The 19,442-nt window shown below is 69.0% G+C and carries 19 protein-coding genes; 18 read left to right on the top strand and 1 reads right to left on the bottom strand.

Features of this window, described 5'->3' with window-relative positions:
- The first annotated feature begins 134 nt into the window (after window positions 1-134).
- From aspS to RG19_RS01945, 3 genes are all read left to right on the top strand, one after another.
- A complete protein-coding gene (aspS, locus tag RG19_RS01935) occupies window positions 135-1,895 on the top strand; it encodes an aspartate--tRNA ligase (RefSeq protein WP_058833784.1) in 1,761 nt (586 codons plus the stop codon).
- A gap of 157 nt (window positions 1,896-2,052) precedes the next feature.
- On the top strand, window positions 2,053-2,316 hold the full coding sequence (locus RG19_RS01940; RefSeq protein WP_157515133.1) for a hypothetical protein: 264 nt from the start codon (window positions 2,053-2,055) through the stop codon (window positions 2,314-2,316).
- A gap of 173 nt (window positions 2,317-2,489) precedes the next feature.
- Window positions 2,490-3,014: a GNAT family N-acetyltransferase gene (locus RG19_RS01945; RefSeq protein WP_058833786.1), complete on the top strand. Its 525-nt coding sequence runs from the start codon at window positions 2,490-2,492 to the stop codon at window positions 3,012-3,014.
- A 237-nt stretch (window positions 3,015-3,251) separates the two neighbouring features.
- Here RG19_RS01945 and RG19_RS01950 read toward each other — a convergent pair whose 3' ends face one another.
- Complete coding sequence (locus RG19_RS01950) at window positions 3,252-4,202, bottom strand: alpha/beta fold hydrolase (protein WP_058833787.1); 951 nt, start codon at window positions 4,200-4,202, stop codon at window positions 3,252-3,254.
- Between the two features lie 123 nt (window positions 4,203-4,325).
- Here RG19_RS01950 and RG19_RS01955 point away from each other — a divergent pair, with 123 nt between their 5' ends.
- From RG19_RS01955 to pal, 15 genes are all read left to right on the top strand, one after another.
- Window positions 4,326-5,162 (top strand): AraC family transcriptional regulator, encoded by an 837-nt coding sequence (locus RG19_RS01955; protein WP_058833788.1) that lies wholly within the window; start codon window positions 4,326-4,328, stop codon window positions 5,160-5,162.
- Window positions 5,159-5,827 (top strand): esterase/lipase family protein, encoded by a 669-nt coding sequence (locus RG19_RS01960; protein ID WP_058833789.1) that lies wholly within the window; start codon window positions 5,159-5,161, stop codon window positions 5,825-5,827. The genes RG19_RS01955 and RG19_RS01960 overlap by 4 nt, the downstream gene beginning before the upstream one ends.
- Before the next feature lie 38 nt (window positions 5,828-5,865).
- Window positions 5,866-6,597, top strand: a complete 732-nt coding sequence (locus RG19_RS01965; protein WP_058833790.1) for a YebC/PmpR family DNA-binding transcriptional regulator — start codon at window positions 5,866-5,868, stop codon at window positions 6,595-6,597.
- A 154-nt stretch (window positions 6,598-6,751) separates the two neighbouring features.
- The gene (gene ruvC, locus RG19_RS01970) at window positions 6,752-7,270 is read left to right on the top strand and encodes a crossover junction endodeoxyribonuclease RuvC (protein ID WP_058836361.1); all 519 of its coding nucleotides are present in this window, start codon (window positions 6,752-6,754) and stop codon (window positions 7,268-7,270) included.
- A gap of 211 nt (window positions 7,271-7,481) precedes the next feature.
- Complete coding sequence (gene ruvA, locus RG19_RS01975; protein ID WP_058833791.1) at window positions 7,482-8,078, top strand: Holliday junction branch migration protein RuvA; 597 nt, start codon at window positions 7,482-7,484, stop codon at window positions 8,076-8,078.
- A 27-nt stretch (window positions 8,079-8,105) separates the two neighbouring features.
- Window positions 8,106-10,022 (top strand): potassium transporter Kup, encoded by a 1,917-nt coding sequence (locus RG19_RS01980; RefSeq protein WP_082672421.1) that lies wholly within the window; start codon window positions 8,106-8,108, stop codon window positions 10,020-10,022.
- 1,116 nt (window positions 10,023-11,138) lie between these two features.
- Window positions 11,139-12,128, top strand: coding sequence for an LLM class flavin-dependent oxidoreductase (locus tag RG19_RS01990; protein ID WP_058836363.1), 990 nt, complete (start codon window positions 11,139-11,141; stop codon window positions 12,126-12,128).
- 167 nt (window positions 12,129-12,295) lie between these two features.
- Entirely contained in the window at window positions 12,296-13,465 is a 1,170-nt protein-coding gene (locus RG19_RS01995; RefSeq protein WP_058833793.1) for a DUF418 domain-containing protein, read from the top strand.
- 39 nt (window positions 13,466-13,504) lie between these two features.
- A complete protein-coding gene (ruvB, locus tag RG19_RS02000) occupies window positions 13,505-14,557 on the top strand; it encodes a Holliday junction branch migration DNA helicase RuvB (RefSeq protein WP_058833794.1) in 1,053 nt (350 codons plus the stop codon).
- 57 nt (window positions 14,558-14,614) lie between these two features.
- A complete protein-coding gene (gene ybgC, locus RG19_RS02005; RefSeq protein WP_058833795.1) occupies window positions 14,615-15,049 on the top strand; it encodes a tol-pal system-associated acyl-CoA thioesterase in 435 nt (144 codons plus the stop codon).
- Window positions 15,050-15,158: 109 nt separating this feature from the next.
- Window positions 15,159-15,947 carry a protein TolQ gene (gene tolQ / locus RG19_RS02010; protein ID WP_058833796.1) on the top strand — a complete coding sequence of 263 codons (789 nt, stop codon included), beginning with the start codon at window positions 15,159-15,161 and terminating at the stop codon, window positions 15,945-15,947.
- Between the two features lie 51 nt (window positions 15,948-15,998).
- On the top strand, window positions 15,999-16,433 hold the full coding sequence (gene tolR, locus RG19_RS02015) for a protein TolR (RefSeq protein ID WP_058833797.1): 435 nt from the start codon (window positions 15,999-16,001) through the stop codon (window positions 16,431-16,433).
- Window positions 16,433-17,410, top strand: a complete 978-nt coding sequence (gene tolA, locus RG19_RS02020; RefSeq protein ID WP_058833798.1) for a cell envelope integrity protein TolA — start codon at window positions 16,433-16,435, stop codon at window positions 17,408-17,410. Before tolR ends, tolA begins: the two co-directional genes overlap by 1 nt.
- Before the next feature lie 133 nt (window positions 17,411-17,543).
- A complete protein-coding gene (tolB, locus tag RG19_RS02025; protein WP_058833799.1) occupies window positions 17,544-18,863 on the top strand; it encodes a Tol-Pal system beta propeller repeat protein TolB in 1,320 nt (439 codons plus the stop codon).
- 63 nt (window positions 18,864-18,926) lie between these two features.
- Complete coding sequence (gene pal / locus RG19_RS02030; protein ID WP_058833800.1) at window positions 18,927-19,439, top strand: peptidoglycan-associated lipoprotein Pal; 513 nt, start codon at window positions 18,927-18,929, stop codon at window positions 19,437-19,439.
- Window positions 19,440-19,442: the final 3 nt, after the last annotated feature.

Below are 19,442 nucleotides of genomic sequence, written 5' to 3' on the forward strand. Positions count from 1 at the left end.
GGGGCGCTGCCGGCACCGCTCGGAGCGCTGGAACGGGGAGCGCGCGCCGGCTTCGCTTCCCTCGACCGGCCGGAACGCCCAAAATAGCCGGTTCTCCCGGCCCGGTGCCGGGATCGATTGCCCCCGGAGCCCCCATGCGTACCCATTACTGCGGCCTGATCGACGAAGCCCTGATCGGCGAGACCGTCACCTTGTGCGGTTGGGCGGACGTCGCCCGCGATCTGGGCGGGGTCTGCTTCATCGACCTGCGCGACCATGAGGGCATCGTGCAGATCGTCGCCGAGCCCAGCGACGCTGCGGGCAACGCCGAGGTCGTCGCCACCGCGGTGCAGGTGGGCTACGAGGATTGCCTGCGCATCACCGGTACCGTGCGCCGCCGGCACAGCCCGAACGCGAAGATCCCCACCGGTCAGGTGGAAGTGGTCGCCACGGCGATCGAGATCGTCAACAAGGCCGCGCCGCTCCCGTTCCACGCCCACGAGAACCCGGGCGAGGAAACCCGCCTCAAGTACCGCTACCTCGACCTGCGTCGCCCCGAGATGCAGCGCATGCAACGCACCCGGATCAAGCTGGTGCAGGCGCTGCGGCGGTATCTGGACGGACGTGGCTTCCAGGACATCGAGACGCCGATCCTGACCAAGGCCACCCCCGAAGGCGCGCGCGACTTCCTGGTGCCGGCGCGCATGCATCCGGGCGAGTTCTACGCCCTGCCGCAGAGCCCGCAGCTGTTCAAGCAGATCCTGATGGTGGCCGGCTTCGACCGCTACTACCAGGTCGCGCGCTGCTTCCGGGACGAGGCGCTGCGCGCCGACCGCCAGCTCGAGTTCACCCAGCTCGACATCGAGTTCGCCTGGGTCCGCGAGCAGGATGTGCAGGACGCGGTGGAAGACATGATCCGCGCGGTATTCAAGGAGGTCGTCGACGTCGACCTGGTCGAGTCCTTCCCGCGCATGACCTGGGCCGAGGCGATGCGCCGCTACGGTTCGGACAAGCCCGACCTGCGCATCGACCTCGAACTGGTCGACGTGGCCGAACGGGTCAAGGACAGCGATTTCGCGGTGTTCTCCACCGCGGCCAACGACCCTGACGGCCGCGTGGCCGCGCTGCGCATTCCCGGTGGCGCGCGCCTGAGCCGCAAGCAGATCGACGAGTACGCCGCGCACGCGGCCAAGTACGGCGCCAAGGGCCTGGCCTACGCCAAGATCGACGACGCCGGCGCGGTGAACTCGCCGGTCGCCAAGTTCTTCGACGAAGCCGAGTTCGCCGCGTTGCTGGCCCAGGTCGGCGCGGCCAACGGCGACATCGTGTTCTTCGGTGCCGGTGCCTACGGCAAGGTCAGCGACTTCATGGGCGCGGTGCGGCTGAAAGCCGGCAAGGATTTCGGCCTCGTCGCCGCGGGCTGGAAACCGCTGTGGGTCACCGACTTCCCGATGTTCGAATGGGACGCGGACGACCAGCGCTACGTCGCCCTGCATCATCCGTTCACCGCGCCTGCCGTCGACGACATCGCCGATCTGCGCACGCACGCGAAGACCGCGGTGTCGCGCGGCTACGACATGGTGCTCAACGGCAACGAGATCGGCGGCGGGTCGATCCGTATCCACCGTCCGGACATGCAGAGCGCGGTGTTCGAACTGCTGGGCATCGGGGCCGACGAGGCCGAGGCCAAGTTCGGCTTCCTGCTCGACGCGTTGAAGTACGGTGCGCCGCCGCACGGCGGCATCGCCTTCGGCATCGACCGCATCGCCGCACTGATGGCCGGCACCGAATCGATCCGCGACGTGATTCCGTTCCCCAAGACCACCGGCGCGCAGTGTCTGATGACCGGTGCCCCGTCGCCGATCCCCGACGCGCAGCTGGCCGAAGTGCACGTGGCGGTGCGTCCCAAGGAGTGATGCGCCCGGATCCGGCGTCGCACCGGGGGGCGGTGCGGCCGTCGCTGCCGATGTGACGGTAAACGTGACCGCGCTCCGGGTTTGCGGGGCGCGCCGGGCATCGCGACGGCATGGGTGTAGGCTCGCCGGGGCAGGGGCATCCATGGAGGGCATCACGATGACATCCACCGTTTCAGGCTCCAGAGCGCGCCGCATCCGTTTCCGCGTCCTGCAGGGCGCCATGCTGGCGTTCGTCCTGGTCATGCTGGCCGGGACTACCTCGGCGCGTTGGCCGATTCCCGGCGTGGAGTGGGCGGAATGGACGAACTACGACGCTGCCGGCAATGCGATCGGCGGCGGCCGGATCGAGTGCGAAGGCGACATGCGGACCTGGGGCGACCCGGGCCGCCCGGGTCCGTTCACGCTGTATCCCTGCCCGTGACCTGAGCGCACCGGCGCGTGCGTGAGTCAACCGGCGTCGCGGCCGCAGCGAGCGCTGCGGTCGTGCGCCGGCGATGTCCGGATACACCATGCCGTGCCCGGTGGGAGGTTCCGCGTTGGGCGGCGTCGGTCCGGCAGGCATACTGGCGGTGTCTTCCCCACACAGGCATCACGATGCCGGTCGTTCTCCGTCGTGCCACCGTCGACGATGCGCAGGCCCTGTCCGAGTTGGCCGCACGCACGTTCACCGAAACGTTCGGTCACTTGTATCCGCGCGAGGATCTCGACGCCTTCCTGTCGGAGGCGTACGACGTCGAGCGCCAACGGACCATCCTCGGCCACGCCGACTATGCGGTATGGCTGCTCGAGGCCGACGGCGAGCCGGTCGGCCATGCGGCGGCCGGCCCATGCGGTCTGCCGCATGCGGGCAGTGCGACCGGCGACGGCGAGATCAAGCGGCTGTATCTGCTGCGGGCGTGGCAGGGCACCGGCCATGGCGCGCGGATGATGGATGTGGCGATGGACTGGCTGCTGCAGGCCGGCCCGCGCACGCTGTGGGTGGGCGTGTGGTCCGAGAACCTCGGTGCGCAACGGTTCTACGGCCGCTACGGATTCGAGAAGGTCGGCGACTATCTGTTCCCGGTCGGCGAGACGCGCGACCTGGAGTTCATCCTGCGACGGCCGGCTGCGTCCGCCTGACCGGAACGATCACTGGTGCCGGGCACCTGCTTTGCGTGAGCCGTTCCTGCAGGCGCGGCCCGGGCGGCGATGATGGCGCTGCGTCGTGGCGATGCGCCGACGGGAGAGGCCGGCAAGCTGGTGCGAACCGTGGCCGCACGAAGATCCGGCACCCAGATGCAAGACAGGACCGACGCCGTTGCCGGCGCCGGTCCTGGCCGTCCGCTGTCGCTGGGCGGGCCGGTGTCGGATCGGACGTCACTCGCGCAGGAAGTCCAGCAGATCCTGGTTGAGCCGGTCCTTGTGGGTGTCGGTGATGCCGTGGGGGCCGTCGGGGTAGACGATCAGGCGGGCGCCGTCGATCAGCGCGGCGGAGGCGCGGCCGGACAGGTCGAGCGGCACGATCTGGTCGTCGGCACCGTGGATCACCAGAGTGGGCACGTCGAACTTCGCCAGGTCCTGGCGAAAGTCGGTGGCCGAGAACGCCGCGATCGAGTCGTAGGTGTTCTTGTGGCCGGCCTGCATCCCCTGCGCCCAGAACGACTGGACCAGGCTGTCGTCGGGCGTGGCGCCGGGGCGGTTGAAGCCGAAGAACGGACCCGAGGCGATGTCCAGATACAGCCGCGAGCGGTTCGCCACCGACGCCACCCGCAGGCCGTCGAAGACCTCCTGCGGCAGGCCACCCGGGTTGTCGTCGGTGCGCAGCATCAACGGTGGCACCGCGGAGACCAGCACGGCCTTGCTCACGCGCGAGGTGCCGTGGCGGCCGATGTAGCGGGCGACTTCGCCGCCGCCGGTGGAAAACCCGACCAGGGTGACATCGCGCAGATCGAGGGCCTGGATCACGGCGGCCAGGTCGTCGGCGTAATGATCCATGTCGTTGCCGTCCCAGGGCTGGCTGGAGCGGCCATGGCCGCGGCGGTCGTGGGCGACCACGCGATAGCCGCGTTCGGCCAGGAAGAGCATCTGCGACTCCCAACTGTCGGAACTCAGCGGCCAGCCGTGGCTGAAGGCGACGACGGGACCGTCTTTCGGGCCCCAGTCCTTGTAGTAGAGCTGCACGCCGTCGGCGGTGGTGATGGTGTCCGCGGTGCGCTGGATCGCGTGCTCCGCGGTCGCAGGGGTGGCCTGGGCCTGTGCGGGATCGACGATCAGGCCGATGCTGGTGGCCAGCAGGCCGGTGGCGAGAAGGCGGGGCAGGGTGTTCATGGGATCTCCTTGGGATGGAGGCGCCGATGCCGTTCGTGGCCCGGCCGCCCGGTGAACACACTGTGCGCGGGACCTTCATACGGAAGGTGATATAAAATCCTCATTACTTGATCGAGAGTTCCCGTGACCGACCGGCTCGCCATCCTGCTCGACCGCTTCGCCGTCGAGGCCGACGTGTTCCACGCCGGTGCGTTGTGCGGCATCAATCTCCTGGAAGCCGATACCGGGCTGGGGCAGTTGCATCTGATCCGCAGGGGGCCGGTCGATGTCGTGCACGAAGGCGCGCCTATGCGGATCGAGACGCCGAGCCTGCTGCTGTATCCGAGGCCGATGACGCATCGTTTCGTGACCGATCCCAATCGCGGCGCCGACATGGTCTGCGCGAACCTGCGTTTCGAAGGCGGGACGGCCAATCCCATTGCGGCCGGCCTGCCCGGGGTCGTCTGCATGCCGTTGGACGACGTGTTCGGGCTGTCCGAAGTCCTGGTGGTGCTGTTCGACGAGGCGTTCGCGCAGCGCTGCGGGCGGGTCGCGCTGGTGAACCGGCTGTTCGAGGTCGTGATGATCCAGATCCTGCGGCAGTTGATGGAACAGGGCGCGGTCGAGGTCGGCCTGCTCGGCGGCCTCGCCCATCCCCGGCTGCGGCATGCGCTGGTGGCGATGCACGAGGCGCCGGCGCGTGCGTGGACCCTCGAGGCGTTGGCGGACGTGGCGGGCATGTCGCGCAGCACGTTCGCCACCGGATTCCGCGATGCGGTCGGGGTGACGCCGGGTCAGTACCTGCAGGGCTGGCGGGTCGGTCTGGCGCAGCAGGGGCTGCGCCGCGGCCAGCCGTTGAAAGTGGTGGCGGGCGATGTGGGCTACGGCAGCGAAGCGGCGCTCTCGCGCGCATTCAAGGCGTACAGCGGCGTGTCGCCGCGGGAATGGAAGCGCACGCATGCGCCCGGGAGTGCCGGATGAGCGCGCTTGCGGCGCCGGGGCAGGACGATGCGACGTCGATCCTGCTGGTCCATGGCATCTGGAACGCGAAATCCTGGCTGGTGCCGATGGCGCGCCTGTTGCGGGGGCATGGCTTCCGGGTGCGCACGTTCGGCTATCCCAGTGTGTTCGGCGGGCCGGAGCCGGCCGTCGAGGCGCTGGTGGCGTGTCTGCGCGATGGCGGACCGACCCACGTGGTGGGCCACAGCCTGGGCGGCATGATCGGCGTGGAAGCGTTGCGCCGGGAGCCCGCCCTGCCGGTGCGGCGGATGGTCTGTCTCGGTTCGCCGCTGTGCGGCAGTGCCACCGCGCGCAGTCTGGTCGCGCGCGCGTGGTCGTCGTGGGTGCTCGGGCGCAGCGGCACCCTGCTGCGCGATGGCTGTACGCCCTGGCAGGGCGCCGTGCCGGTCGGCATGGTCGCGGGCAACGTACCGCACGGCGTGGGGCGCCTGCTCACCCGTTTCGAGGGCGGCTCCGATGGCACGGTGGGGCTGGACGAGACCCGCCTGCCCGGGCTGGCCGACCATTGCGAAGTTGCCGCCAGCCATACCGGACTGGTGTTTTCCCGGGCCGCTGCCGCGCAGACCGCGCAGTTCCTGCGGACCGGGCGTTTCCTGCGAGGCGGGGCGGGCACCGGCGCGGTGTAAAATCGCGATCTTCCGATCACCACATTCCGGACTGTCAGATGGGTCGAGGACCTTCCATCGAGGCGCGCAAGAACGCCTCGGACGCCAAGCGCGGCAAGATGTTCACCAAGATCATCCGCGAGGTCAGCGTGGCCGCGCGCGACGGTGGTGGCGACCCCGCCAACAACCCGCGACTGCGCGTGGCCATGGACAAGGGGCTGGCGGTCAACATGTCCAAGGACGTCATCGAGCGCGCCATCAAGAAGGCCACCGGCGAGCTGGAAGGCGTCGAGTACGAGGAGATCCGCTACGAGGGCTACGCCCCGGGCGGTGTCGCGGTGATCGTCGATTGCCTGACCGACAACCGCGTGCGCACGGTGGCCGATGTTCGCCACGCCTTCTCGAAGAACGGCGGCAACATGGGCACCGAAGGGTCGGTGGCCTTCATGTTCAAGCGTCTGGGCGTGCTGAGCTTCGGCGCCGGTGCCGACGAGGATCGGGTGACCGAAGCCGCGATCGAGGCCGGAGCCGAGGACGTGACGGTCTATCCCGAGGACGGCGCGATCGATGTGCTCACCTCGGCCGAGGACTTCGCCACCGTGCGCGACGCGATGACGGCCGCCGGTCTGGTGCCCGACCATGCCGAGATCACGTTCCGCGCCGACAACGACATCGCCGTGGATGCCGACACCGCGCCACAGGTGCGCAAGCTGCTGGACATGCTCGAGGACCTGGACGACGTGCAGGACGTCTACTCCAACGCCGACCAGGCGTCGCTGGAGCAAGGCTGATCCCGCGGCGCGCCGCGGGCGAGGCCGACGTCATGGATGTACCCGCCCGGCGCCGGTTGCTCGCCACACCTCGGTGCCGCGTGTCGGCGACGGCGACGCGCCTTCGGTCGGGGCGTCGATCGGTCTGCACGCTGTGCAGCGGGCGGGCCCGGCGATGACCCGCATCCTCGGCATCGATCCCGGCTCGCAGCGTACCGGTGTGGGGATCGTCGATGTCGCGCCCGACGGGCGCATGCGGCACGTCTATCACGCACCGTTGAACCTGCTCGGTGCCGGCGCGTTTCCCGATCGCCTCAGGCGGTTGCTGGACCAGCTCGGCGAGGTGGTCGACACCCACCGTCCCGACGAGGTGGCGATCGAACAGGTGTTCATGTCGCGCAATCCCGATTCCGCGCTCAAGCTGGGCCAGGCCCGTGGTGCGGCGATCTGTGCGGTCGTGCTGCGCGACCTGCCCGTGCACGAATACGCCGCCACCGAGATCAAGCTCGCGGTGGTCGGCCGCGGCAAGGCCGACAAGACCCAGGTCCAGCACATGGTCGGCGTGCTGTTGAACCTGCAGGGCAAGCTGCAGGCGGATGCCGCCGATGCGCTGGCCGCCGCGATCACCCACGCCCACGTCCGCGCGAGCGCCGCACGCCTGGGCGTCGGCACGCGCCAGGCCTGGAGCCGGTGATGCCGGTGCGCGGCGTCGGGATCGGTCCGGCAGCGTCCGGGCGCCGATGCCGGGAGGGCTCCGTACCGCGGCAGGTCCGCCTGGTGGTCGCGATCCCTCCGGCCGGGCGCCGCGGGTCCGGAGACCGCCGAGGTCGGCCGATCCGCGGGGCCGACCGCGCGCCGCATGCGCCACTTGCCCCCCATTCCCGTTCGAGCTCCAGGAGACCCTCATGATCGGCCGCCTCAAAGGCCTGCTGGCCCACAAGCAACCGCCCTGGTTGGTCATCGACGTGCATGGCGTCGGCTATGAGCTGGAGGCGCCAATGAGCACCTTCTACGATCTGCCCGAGGTCGGACGCGAGGTGGCGCTGTTCACGCACTACGCGCAGAAGGAAGACAGCGTGTCGCTGTACGGCTTTCTCAGCGAGGCCGAGCGGCGGCTGTTCCGTGACGTGCAGAAGGTCAGTGGCATCGGCGCGAAGATCGCGCTGGCGGTGCTGTCCGGGGTCAGTGTGGGCGAGTTCGCGCGGCTGGTGCAGACCGGCGACGTGACCGCGCTGACCCGGATCCCCGGCATCGGCAAGAAGACCGCCGAGCGGATGGTGGTGGAACTGCGTGATCGCGCCGTGGATCTCGCGGCCGGGGCGCCCGGCGGGCTGCCCAGCGCCGGGCCGGTACCGGCCGATCCGCTGTCGGAAGCCATCGTGGCGCTGCAGCAGCTCGGCTACAAACCGGCCGAGGCGCAGAAGATGGCCAAGGCCGCGGTCGAGGAAGGGGATTCCGCTGAAATCATCATCCGAAAGGCGTTAAAGTCCGCGCTTCGCTGACGCCCCCACCGTCCGCGCGCCCACGACATGACCCGTCCCCACCCCGCAGGCCCCATCGCCCGCCAGGAAGCCGGTCACCATGGCAAGGTCGGTCTCGCCGGCCTCGCCGTGGGCGCGATCGGCGTCGTCTTCGGTGACATCGGCACCAGCCCCCTCTACACGATCCGCGAGGCGTTCTCGCCGCACTACGGTCTGGTCGCCGATCACGATACCGTACTCGGCGTGCTGTCGATGATCTTCTGGTCGCTGATGCTGGTGGTCACGGCCAAGTACGTGACCATCATCATGCGCGCCGACAATGACGGCGAGGGCGGGATCATGGCGCTGATGGCGCTGGCGCAGCGCTGCCTCCCGACGGGGTCGCGGTCGGCCTATCTGGTCGGCCTGCTCGGCATCTTCGGGGCGTCGCTGTTCTTCGGCGACGGCGTGATCACGCCGGCGATCTCCGTGCTTTCGGCCGTGGAAGGTCTGGAAGTGGTCGCGCCGAGGATGCACAACTGGATCGTGCCGATCGCGCTGGTGGTCCTGATCACGTTGTTCACCACCCAGCGCTACGGCACCGAAAAGGTCGGCCGGATCTTCGGGCCGATCATGGTGGTGTGGTTTCTGGTGCTGGCGGTACTCGGAATATTCAACATCGTCCACGAGCCGGAGGTGCTGCAGGCCCTGAATCCGTGGTGGGCGGTGCAGTTCTTCCAGGCCCACACCTTCGGCGGCATCTTCATTCTCGGTGCGGTGATCCTGGCGGTGACCGGCGGCGAGGCCATCTACACCGACATGGGGCACTTCGGCCCGCGGCCCATCCGGTTGGCGTGGTACTGGTTCGTGCTGCCTGCGCTGATGCTCAACTACCTCGGCCAGGGTGCGCTGGTGCTCGAGGACCCGTCGGCGATCCGCAATCCGTTCTACATCGGGGTGCCGGAGTGGGGGCGCATCCCGATGATCGTGCTGGCCACCATGGCCACCGTCATCGCGTCGCAGGCGGTGATCACCGGTGGCTTCTCGGTGGCACGGCAGGCGATGCAGCTCGGCTACATCCCCCGCATGAAGGTGCTGCACACTTCGCGCGAGACCATCGGGCAGATCTACATCCCGGCGATCAACTGGATGATGATGGTCATCGTGATCGGACTGGTGCTGGGTTTCCGCACCTCGTCGGCACTGGCGACCGCTTACGGAATTTCGGTGTCGCTGACGATGCTCATCGACACGTTGTTGCTGGCGATCGTGGCCCGTGCGCTGTGGCCGCGCTGGCGGCGCTGGGTGCTGCCGCTGTGCGCGGTGTTCCTGGTGATGGATGTCGGGTTCGTCGTGGCCAACATCGCCAAGGTACTCCAGGGCGGCTGGTTCCCGGTGGTGCTGGGCCTGACTCTGTTCACCTTGCTGCGCACCTGGCGCAAGGGGCGTCACCTGCTGCATCAGGAGGTGCAGAAACAGGGCATTCGCCAGGAGACATTCATTCCCGGCCTGATGCTGGCGCCTCCGGTCCGGGTGCCCGGTACAGCCGTGTTCCTGACCAGCGATCGTGGTGTGGTACCGCAGGCGTTGATGCACAACCTCAAGCACAACAAGGTGCTGCACGCGCGCAACGTATTCCTGACGGTGGAGACGCTGACGGTTCCCTACGCGCACCGGCGGCTGAAGATCGAGACGATCGGCGACGACTTCCATCGCGTGCTGATCCGGTTCGGCTTCATGGAGACGCCGGATGTACCGCTGGCGTTGATGGGCAGTAGCGATCTCGACGGGGGGTTCTGTATCGATCCGATGGAGACGACCTACTTCACCAGTCGCGAGACCGTGGTCGCCAGTGCGCACCGGGGTATGGCGTTGTGGCGGGAGAAGGTGTTCGCGGTGATGCATCGCAATGCGGCGCCGGCGTCGGGGTTCTTCCGGATTCCGGGCAACCGCTTGGTGGAGCTGGGGACCCAGGTGGAGATCTGACGGCACGCTTGCCTTTGCCTTTGCCTTTGCCTTTGCCTTTGCCTTTGATCTTGATCTTGTCGTTGATCTTGATCTTCGAGCCGTAAAGCGAGCCGAGCATCGCAGGACGGCGGGGCCGAAGAGCTGCCCATGTTTGAGCGCAGCGAGTTTGGGCAGCGTGCCCCGTCGTCCGAGAAGCGCAGGGGCCCGGTCGGGCGCAGCCCGGCCGGATCGCGTCCGGCGAAAGCGGTTTGACTCGCGCTTGCAGCGCTCGCCCTTCGGGCCGGCTTCGCCGTTCGCCGCCACTGCGCGGCGTCGTGGCTTACTTTTGTCGCGACAAAAGTGAGTCGCGCTTCAGCGCGAAAGCTGTTGATCTTGTTGTTGCTCCGGCTTCCTGCCGGGCTCCGTCATGTCTTGCTGCAGAGGGAGCAAAAAGCGCGAGCAGGATCAAGAGCGGTTTCGCACGCTGACACGCGCGAGTTCCTTTTTGCAGGACCAGAAAGGAACCAAAAAGTCCTTTCGCCGGACGCGAGCCGGCACGGCTGCGCCGCGCCGGTCCCCTGCGCGCCTCGCCCGACCCGGCACGGCGCCCAAACTCGCTGCGCTCAAACATGGGCGCCTCTTCGGCCGCGCCAGGCTCCGGTGCTCGGCTCGCTTTACGGCTCGAAGATCAAGATCAACAGCCACAGCCACAGCCACAGCCACAGCCACAGCCACAGCACTGCGACTGCAGACGTGGGCGACGGACTTCGGCTCCCCGGGGCGCAAACGAGCGGGAAAGGTAGGACAAGAAAGGACGGATCGAAAATCCGTTGCCTGTGCCTTCGGATGAAACGTGTGCGCAGCGCAGCGCTGCGGAAGGCGCCACTGAGCATCGTGGTGGGCGTGTGGCGGGGGGTGTCCGACGCGCCGGCTCTGTAGCGGGAAGCAAGGGCCGCGCCGTGTCGCGGCATTCATGAATGATTGCCATCGACGGGCGAGCGCACGCCGACGCACGTGCCGACTTTCGCCGCGGCGCTGCTGTCGCACAAGCGGAGCTTCCTGCGCGCGGCCGCCTGTGCGGGTGATCGGTGATGGGCCGCAGCGTCCCGCGCCGCGGGCTCGTGCGCGCGCGGGATGCGCGGCAAGATGGGCGGCATGAGCACACCCGTCCCCCTGTCCGTCCTCGATCTCGCGCCGGTCTGCGAAGGCAGCGACATCGCCGCCGCGTTTCGGCAGTCGCTGGATCTCGCCCGCCATGCCGAACGCCTCGGCTACCGCCGCTATTGGCTGGCCGAGCACCACAACATGCCGGGCATCGCGTCGGCGGCCACGGCAGTACTGATCGGTCATGTTGCCGGTGGCACGTCGACCATCCGCGTCGGTGCCGGCGGCATCATGCTGCCCAACCACGCGCCGCTGCAGGTGGCCGAACAGTTCGGCACCCTCGATGCGCTGTATCCCGGGCGGATCGACCTCGGCTTGGGTCGTGCGCCCGGCACCGACCAGGCCACGGCCCGTGCGCTGCGCCGGTATTTCGACAGCGCCGATGCGTTTCCCGACGATGTGCGCGAGTTGCTCTATTTCTTCGAGCCCGCACGCCCGGGGCAGCCGGTGCGCGCAGTACCCGGTGCCGGGGCGGACGTGGAGGTGTGGCTACTCGGTTCCAGCCTCTTCAGCGCGCGGCTGGCGGCCGCACTGGGGCGGCCGTTCGCATTCGCGTCGCACTTCGCGCCGGGCGCGATGGCCGAGGCGCTGGCGGTGTACCGTCGCGAGTTCCAGCCTTCCGCCCGGCTCGATCGCCCGCACGCCATGCTGGGCGTGAACGTGGTGGTGGCCGACACCGAGGCCGAGGCGAAGCGGCTGTTCACCACCCAGCAGCAGGCCTTCGTGCGCCTGCGCCGCGGCCAGCCGGGCCTGGTGCCACCGCCCATCGACGATATCGAAGCATTCTGGAGTCCGGCGGAGAAGGCGATGGCCGAGCAGGCGCTGGCCTGCGCGGTGATCGGCGATCCGGCCCAGGTGAGCGCCGGCCTGCGCGACTTCGTCGCCCGCCACCATCCCGACGAGCTGGTGCTGACCGCCAACATCCACGACCACGCCGCGCGCGTGCGCAGCTTCGAGCTGGCGAAAGCGGCCTACGCCTGAAGCCCCCGGGCGGCGGAGACCACGCGCCGCTGAAACCCCTTGGCTCGGGCGGCCAGACCCGGGCCGGGCACAGATGCCCGGTCTCGCCGCCGCATCCGTCAAGGCGGTGCGGCGAGCCGCTATCCTGATCGAAGCGCCGGGTCGTGCGGCGCGTCCAGGGGCTCCCGATGATCACGAACACCGCCCGCCTGCCGGCGCTCGACGTCCTGCGCGGCATCGCCATCCTCGGCACGCTGGCGACCAACGTCTGGGTGTTCACCCATCCGGCCGGCCTGCTGGGCGAGATCGACGGGCCACCGCCGTCGGACCTGGCGGAGGTGCTGCTGCGGCAGCTGTCGACCGGCAAGTTCCTCGGCCTGCTGTCGATCATGTTCGGGATCGGCCTGGCCATCCAGCAGCGCGCGGCGCTGGCCGCCGGCCGCCCGTGGCCGCGCTCGTATCTGTGGCGCGCGGCCCTGCTGTTCCTGGACGGCGCGCTCAACTACATCCTGGTGGTCGAATTCGATGTGTTGATGGGCTACGCCGTCGCCGGCGCGGTGGTGGCGTGGCTGCTGTGCGCCAGCGAGCGGGCCCAGCATCGCTGGTGCGTCGTCCTGGTGGCGGTGCATGGGGTGCTGCTCACGCTCGGAGCCCTCGCGATGCTGGCGCTGCCGGCGTCGGCGCATGCCGATCCGGCGGCGTACGCGGCGAGCCTGGACTGGAATCCGTATCGCGACGGCAACTGGTGGGAGATGGTGCGTCACCGGGTCGAGCACCTGCCGCTGTTCCGCATCGTCGAGCCGGTGTTGATCCTGCCGGCGACGATCGCCCTGTTCCTGCTCGGTGCCCGGCTGTTCCGCGCAGGCGTGTTCGAGCCCGAGGGGGCGGTGTTGCGCCGGCGACTGATCCTGATCGGTCTACTGGCCTGGCCGGTCGACATGGCCATCGCGGTGTTCGCCGGCATGCCCTGGTGGTTCTACACGCGCTGGGGCACGGCGGCGCTGGTGGCGCTGGGCATCCTTGGGCTGGTGGCGGCGTTTTACCGGTGCCGGCCGGCACCCGGCTGGGTCGGCCGGCGGCTGTCCGAGGTGGGGCGCACCGCGCTGAGCTGCTACGTGCTGCAGAACGTGCTCGCCTCCATCGTCTGCTACGGCTGGGGATTCGACCTGGCGGGCCGCATCGACGACACGCAGCGCCTGCCGGCCACGGTCGCGCTGTACCTGGCGCTGGTCCCGCTGATCGTGCTGGCGGCGCACCTGTGGCTGCGCTGGTTCCGGCGCGGGCCGCTGGAGGCGCTGTGGGCGCTGGGCGGCCGGGCCGGCCGCGACCCGCGGGCGCCGGCGCGCGAGACGGCGTAGCGTTGTCGCGGCAAGCCGGTGGCGTGCGACCATAGCGCGATGACCGAAGACCGCATCATCGCCGCCGGCGCCACCCGCGAGGACGACGCCGCCGAGGCCAGCATCCGCCCGCAGCGCCTGGCCGATTACCTCGGCCAGCAGCCGGTGCGCGAGCAGCTCGGCATCTACATCGAGGCGGCCAAGCGGCGCCGCGAGGCGCTCGACCACGTGCTGATCTTCGGGCCGCCCGGCCTGGGCAAGACCACGCTGTCGCACGTGATCGCCAACGAGCTCGGGGTCAGCCTGCGGGTGACGTCCGGCCCGGTGATCGAGAAGGCCGGCGACCTGGCCGCGCTGCTGACCAACCTGCAGCCGCACGACGTGCTGTTCATCGACGAGATCCACCGGCTGTCGCCGGTGGTCGAGGAAGTGCTCTATCCGGCGATGGAGGACTTCCAGATCGACATCATGATCGGCGAGGGCCCGGCCGCCCGTTCGATCAAGCTCGACCTGCCGCCGTTCACCCTGATCGGTGCCACCACCCGCGCCGGGCTGCTGACCGCGCCGTTGCGCGACCGCTTCGGCATCGTCCAGCGGCTGGAGTTCTACAGCGCCGAGGAGCTGACCCGCATCGTGCGGCGTTCGGCGGCGATCCTCGGCATCGCCTGCGAGGGCGAGGGCGCGGCCGAGGTGGCGCGGCGCGCGCGCGGCACGCCGCGCATCGCCAACCGCCTTCTGCGCCGCGTGCGCGACTACGCCGAGGTGAAGGCCGGCGGCCGCATCGACCGCGACGTGGCCCATGCGGCGATGCAGATGCTCAAGGTCGACCCGGAAGGCTTCGACGAGCTCGACCGCCGCATGCTGCGGCAGATCGTCGAGCATTTCGACGGGGGGCCGGTCGGGGTGGAATCGCTGGCGGCGGCGCTGTCGGAGGAGCGTGGCACCCTGGAGGACGTGATCGAGCCCTATCTGATCCAGCAGGGCTACCTGGTCAGGACCGCGCGCGGCCGCATGGCCACCCACAAGGCTTATCGCCACCTCGGGTTGACCCCGCGAGCGCGGCCGGACCTGTTCGCGGGCGGTGGAGGCGACGACATCGCCGATGCACACTGACCGCTATCGTGCCGGCGCCGCGTCGCGGGCCGCGTCCCTGCGGATCCGGTCCGTCTCATGAGTCCATCGGGTTTTCAAGCAATGTTCAGCCATCCGGTTCGTATTTATTGGGAAGATACCGACGCTGGCGGCGTGGTCTACCACGCGCAGTACGTCGCCTTCCTCGAGCGGGCCCGCACCGAATGGTTGCGATCGCTCGGCCACGGACAGGAGCGGCTGCGCACGGAGCACGATCTGGTGTTCGCGGTGCGGGCGATGCGGATGGATTTCCGAAAGCCCGCGCGGCTGGACGATGCGCTGGAGGTGTCGGTGGCGCTGGTCGAGTGCCGGCGCGCCAGCCTGGTGATCGCCCAGTCGATCCGCCGCGGCGACACCCTGCTGCTGGATGCGGAGGTGCGGGTGGCGGCGCTGGATGCGGCGGGCTTCAGGCCGCGGCCGATTCCGGAGCCGCTGTACCCGGAACTGAAATCGCTGCAAGTCGTGCCGGACTGACAAGGACGCCTCCCCGGCCTTCAACGAATCGGCCCGCATCGCGAGGACGCGATCGGGCATCATGGCGCGCGGTCGACCGCGCGTGGATACCCCAAATCGGAGCGGATGCATGATCCCATTGACGATGCTGCTGCAGGCCACCCAGGTCGAGCCCCTTCCCGAGCAGGCGGCGGCGAGCGCCGAGGCGCTGCAGGCGGGTGGCGAGGCGGCCGGCGAGGCGGTCATGTTGGGCACCGACATGAACGTCATGGAGCTGATCCTGCATGCATCGCTGCCGGTGCAGCTGGTCATGCTGCTGCTGCTGTTCGCCTCGATCGCATCGTGGGTGATCATCTTCCGCAAGAAGCGTCTGCTCGATCGCGCCACCCGGGAAGCCGACCGTTTCGAGGAGCGCTTCTGGTCGGGCGCCGAGCTGACCAAGCTGCATGCCTCGGCCACGGAGCGCAACCGCGAGATCGAGGGGCTGGAGGCGATCTTCGAATCCGGCTTCCGCGAGTACTCGCGCCCGCGTCGCAGCGTGGATCCGCGCTCGCGCCTGGAAGCCGCCCAGCGCGGCATGCGGGTCTCCGGCGCGCGCGAGATCGACGGTCTGGAGCAGAACCTGGAGTTCCTCGCCAACGTCGGTTCGATCGCCCCGTACGTGGGCCTGCTCGGCACGGTGTGGGGGATCATGGTGTCGTTCCAGGGCCTGGCCAATGTGCGCGAGGCCACCATCGCCACCGTCGCACCGGGTATCTCCGAAGCGTTGATCGCCACCGCGATGGGCCTGTTCGCGGCGATTCCCGCGGTCTGGGCCTACAACCGCTTCGCCACCCGCGTCGAACGCATCGCCGGCCGGTACGAGGCGTTCTCCGAGGAGTTCTCCTCGATCCTCGAACGCCAGTCCAGCGAGGGCTGACCCCGCGCGCGCCCGTCGCGCGTTGATCCGACCCGACTGCGAGGACCGACCATGTCCGTCACCATGCGCCGCAGCAAGCGCCGCAAACTCAAGAACGAAATCAACGTCGTGCCCTACATCGACGTGATGCTGGTGCTGCTGATCATCTTCATGGTCACCGCGCCGCTGATGAACCTGGGCACCGATGTCACCCTGCCCGATTCCAACGCGCGCTCGCTGAGCACGCCACGGGATCCGGTGATCGTCAGCGTGTACCCCGACGGCGCGCTCGCCCTGATGGTCGAGCAGCAGAACCAGTCGGTGACCCGCGAGGACCTGCTGGTCCGGTTGCGCGCGATCCACGCGCAGAATCCGGAGGCGACGATCCTCGTGCGCGGTGACGGGTCCGCCAGCTACCAGCTGATCATGGACGCGATCAGCGCGATCAACGAGGCCGGAGTGACGAAGGTCAGTCTGCTCAGCCGTCCGCTCGAGTCGGGTGGCTGATGCGGCAGCAGCGTGCCGACACGGTCCAGGCGGTCGTCCTCGCCCTCGGGCTGCATGTCGTCCTGATCCTGTTGCTGGTGTTCGGGCTGGGCCTGAGCCGCAGCAACACCGATCCGGCCTTCGGGTCGCCGGTCAGCGCCGACATCTTCGATCCGGACGCACTCTCGGCCGCGCAACGCCGTGCGCTGGATGCCGCACCCGAGCCATTGCCCGAGCCTGTACCGGCGCCGTTGCCCGATCCCGAGCCGGAGCCTTCGCCCGAGCCGGTCGAGGACAGCGCGCCGCCGCCCCAGCCCTTGCCGGCCCCGGTGCCTGAGGACGCGGAGATCGCGCCGCAGCCCCGGCCGCAGGAGCGGGTGCCCGAGCCCGACACCGTCGATCAGGATGCCGCGCGCGAGCAGGCCGAAGCCGAGCTCACGGCACAGCGCGAGCAGGAAGAGCGTCGCCGCCAGGAGCAGATCGACCTGACCGAGCGCCAGCGCCAGCAGGAGGCCGAGCAAAAGCGCCGGCTGGCCCAGCAGCAGCGCGAGGAAGAGCTGGCCAAGATCCGCGAGCAGCGCGAGCGCAACCGTCGCGAGGAGGCCCAGGCCGAACAGCGGCTCAAGCAGATCGCCGATGCGCGCGCGCGCCAGGCCGCCGAGCAGGCGGCCAGCGCGTCCGCCAGTCCGCCGCCCGGCCGCCCGGACGGCAGCAACGACCTGGCCGCGAAGTACGCCGCAGCGTTGCAGGAGGCGATCGCCCGAGAATGGACCCGGCCCGACAACGTGCCGCTGGGCCAACGCTGCAGGATGTACATCACGCAGCTGCCTGGTGGCGAGGTCATGAGTGTGGAGTTCGACGCTTCCTGTCCTTACGACGCGCTCGGCCGTCGCTCGATGGAGGCGGCGGTACGTCGTGCGGCGCCGTTGCCCTATGCCGGGTTCGAGTCGGTGTTCAATCGCCGCTTGAACCTCAATTTCACTGCGCAGGACCGCTGACCGGTTCCGCGTTCACCTTGCGCTGCGGGTATCGCGTTCAAGCTGTCCGCCGGCCCGCCACGGGCGAACGGAATCCGTTCCCGTGGTGAGCACGCTGTTCTTTCCGAAATCCAAGTCCATACCGGGTGTACCGATGAAACCAATCGTGCGTTGCCTGCTCGTCCTGTTCGCCCTGATGCTGCCGTCGCTTGCTGCGGCGCAACAACAGGGGCTGGAGATCGACATCGTCGGCGGCCATGCCTCGGCCTTGCCGATCGCGGTCGTCCCGATGCCGTACGAGGGCTCGGGCCAGGCCCCCGATACCGATATCGCAGCGGTCATCCGTGCCGACCTCGATCGTTCCGGCCAGTTCCGTACGCTGCCCGAGCGCGACATCGCCGAGCGCCCGACCCGCGGCAGCGACGTCCAGTTCCAGAACTGGCGCGTGCTCCGGCAGGACTTCCTGGTCATCGGCCGTGTGCTGGATGCCGGCGCCGGCACCTACCGCGTCGAGTACGAACTGTTCGACGTCGCCAAGCAGGAGCGCCTGATCGGCATGGCGATGACCGCGCGCTCCGGCTCGATGCGTGACGTCGCCCACCAGATGGCCGATGCCATCTACGAGAAGATTCTCGGCGTGCGCGGCGCGTTCTGGACCCGGATCGCCTATGTCACCCAGACCGGCGTGGGTGACAGCGCACGTTACGCGCTGATCGTGGCCGATTCCGACGGCTACAACCCGCAGACGGTGGTGCGCTCCAACGAGCCGTTGCTGTCGCCGGCGTGGAGCCCCGACGGCAATCGCCTGGCCTACGTGAGCTTCGAGCGCCGCAACTCGTCGATCTACATCCAGGACATCAACACCGGCAGCCGCGAGCTGGTCGCCAGCTTCCGCGGCATCAACAGCGGACCGGCGTTCTCGCCCGACGGCAACCGTCTGGCCATGACCCTGTCGCGCAGCGGCAACCCCGAGATCTACGTCATGGACCTGGGCAGCAAGGCGCTGACCCAGCTCACCAACCACTTCGCCATCGACACCTCGCCGGCGTGGAGCCATGACGGCAGCACCATTTACTTCACCTCCGATCGCGGCGGCCGCCCGCAGATCTACCAGGTGCCCGCCAGCGGCGGCAGCGCCACCCGGGTGAGCTTCCAGGGCAACTACAACGCCGACCCGAGCGTGTCCTTCGACGGGCAGAAAATCGCCGTAGCGCAGGGTTCAGGGAACGTGTACCGTATTGCCGTGCTGGATCGCAGTCTGGGTTCGCCCCGCTGGTCCACGCTGTCGCCAGGGTCGCTCGACGAATCGCCGAGTTTCGCCCCGAACGCCAGCATGATCCTGTACGCGGCACGCGAGGGGCGGCGAGGGGTGTTGTATGCCGTTTCGGCGGATGGACGGGTTCGGCAGCGGCTGGTGCTGTCGGACGGCGATGTCCGCGAGCCGGCCTGGGGGCCCTATCGCGAGCAGCGCTGACGCGGTCTGCACATATAACCAATCAATCTGAACCGCCTGTTCAACCACTTAGGGAACGACGAGATGAACACCACCACCCGAGTCCTGCTCGCCGCCGCACTGTGCGTCGCCGTTGTCGGTTGTGCCCGTAAAGTCCGGGAAGAGCCGACCACCACGGCTCCGCCTCCGAGCACGGTGACCCAGCCGCAGCAGCCCACCGCCGGCGCCTATGGTCCCGAGGACCTCGACACCGACGCCTGCCTGCGCCAGCGGGTGGTGTACTTCGACTTCGATCAGGAATCCCTGCGTCCGGAGTTCCAGGCCGCGATGGCCTGCCACGCCAAGTACCTGCGCGACCGTCCGTCGGCCCGCATCACCCTGGAAGGCAACGCCGACGAGCGCGGCAGCCGCGAGTACAACCTCGGCCTGGGCGAGCGTCGTGGCAATGCGGTGTCGTCGGCCCTGCAGGCCAATGGTGGCTCGGCCGGCTCGCTGACCACCGTCAGCTACGGCGAAGAGCGTCCGGTCTGCACCGAGACCAGCGAAGACTGCTGGGCTCGCAACCGTCGCGTCGAGATCGTCTACACCGCCCGTTGATCG

The organism is Luteimonas abyssi, from assembly GCF_001482195.1.
In the GTDB taxonomy this organism is placed as follows: Bacteria; Pseudomonadota; Gammaproteobacteria; order Xanthomonadales; family Xanthomonadaceae; genus Luteimonas; species Luteimonas abyssi.

Excerpts from the sequence above, each read along its gene's own strand:
- RG19_RS01940 (WP_157515133.1), top strand. The coding sequence starts at position 2,053 with ATGACATCCACCGTTTCAGGCTCCAGAGCGCGCCGCATCCGTTTCCGC.
- tolR (WP_058833797.1), top strand. The coding sequence starts at position 15,999 with ATGTCCGTCACCATGCGCCGCAGCAAGCGCCGCAAACTCAAGAACGAA.
- pal (WP_058833800.1), top strand. The coding sequence starts at position 18,927 with ATGAACACCACCACCCGAGTCCTGCTCGCCGCCGCACTGTGCGTCGCC.
- RG19_RS01965 (WP_058833790.1), top strand. The coding sequence starts at position 5,866 with ATGGGTCGAGGACCTTCCATCGAGGCGCGCAAGAACGCCTCGGACGCC.
- ruvC (WP_058836361.1), top strand. The coding sequence starts at position 6,752 with ATGACCCGCATCCTCGGCATCGATCCCGGCTCGCAGCGTACCGGTGTG.
- RG19_RS01980 (WP_082672421.1), top strand. The coding sequence starts at position 8,106 with ATGACCCGTCCCCACCCCGCAGGCCCCATCGCCCGCCAGGAAGCCGGT.
- RG19_RS01950 (WP_058833787.1), bottom strand. The coding sequence starts at position 4,202 with ATGAACACCCTGCCCCGCCTTCTCGCCACCGGCCTGCTGGCCACCAGC.
- ruvA (WP_058833791.1), top strand. The coding sequence starts at position 7,482 with ATGATCGGCCGCCTCAAAGGCCTGCTGGCCCACAAGCAACCGCCCTGG.
- tolQ (WP_058833796.1), top strand. The coding sequence starts at position 15,159 with ATGATCCCATTGACGATGCTGCTGCAGGCCACCCAGGTCGAGCCCCTT.
- RG19_RS01990 (WP_058836363.1), top strand. The coding sequence starts at position 11,139 with ATGAGCACACCCGTCCCCCTGTCCGTCCTCGATCTCGCGCCGGTCTGC.
- ruvB (WP_058833794.1), top strand. The coding sequence starts at position 13,505 with ATGACCGAAGACCGCATCATCGCCGCCGGCGCCACCCGCGAGGACGAC.
- tolB (WP_058833799.1), top strand. The coding sequence starts at position 17,544 with ATGAAACCAATCGTGCGTTGCCTGCTCGTCCTGTTCGCCCTGATGCTG.
- RG19_RS01960 (WP_058833789.1), top strand. The coding sequence starts at position 5,159 with ATGAGCGCGCTTGCGGCGCCGGGGCAGGACGATGCGACGTCGATCCTG.
- aspS (WP_058833784.1), top strand. The coding sequence starts at position 135 with ATGCGTACCCATTACTGCGGCCTGATCGACGAAGCCCTGATCGGCGAG.
- RG19_RS01945 (WP_058833786.1), top strand. The coding sequence starts at position 2,490 with ATGCCGGTCGTTCTCCGTCGTGCCACCGTCGACGATGCGCAGGCCCTG.
- tolA (WP_058833798.1), top strand. The coding sequence starts at position 16,433 with ATGCGGCAGCAGCGTGCCGACACGGTCCAGGCGGTCGTCCTCGCCCTC.
- RG19_RS01995 (WP_058833793.1), top strand. The coding sequence starts at position 12,296 with ATGATCACGAACACCGCCCGCCTGCCGGCGCTCGACGTCCTGCGCGGC.
- ybgC (WP_058833795.1), top strand. The coding sequence starts at position 14,615 with ATGAGTCCATCGGGTTTTCAAGCAATGTTCAGCCATCCGGTTCGTATT.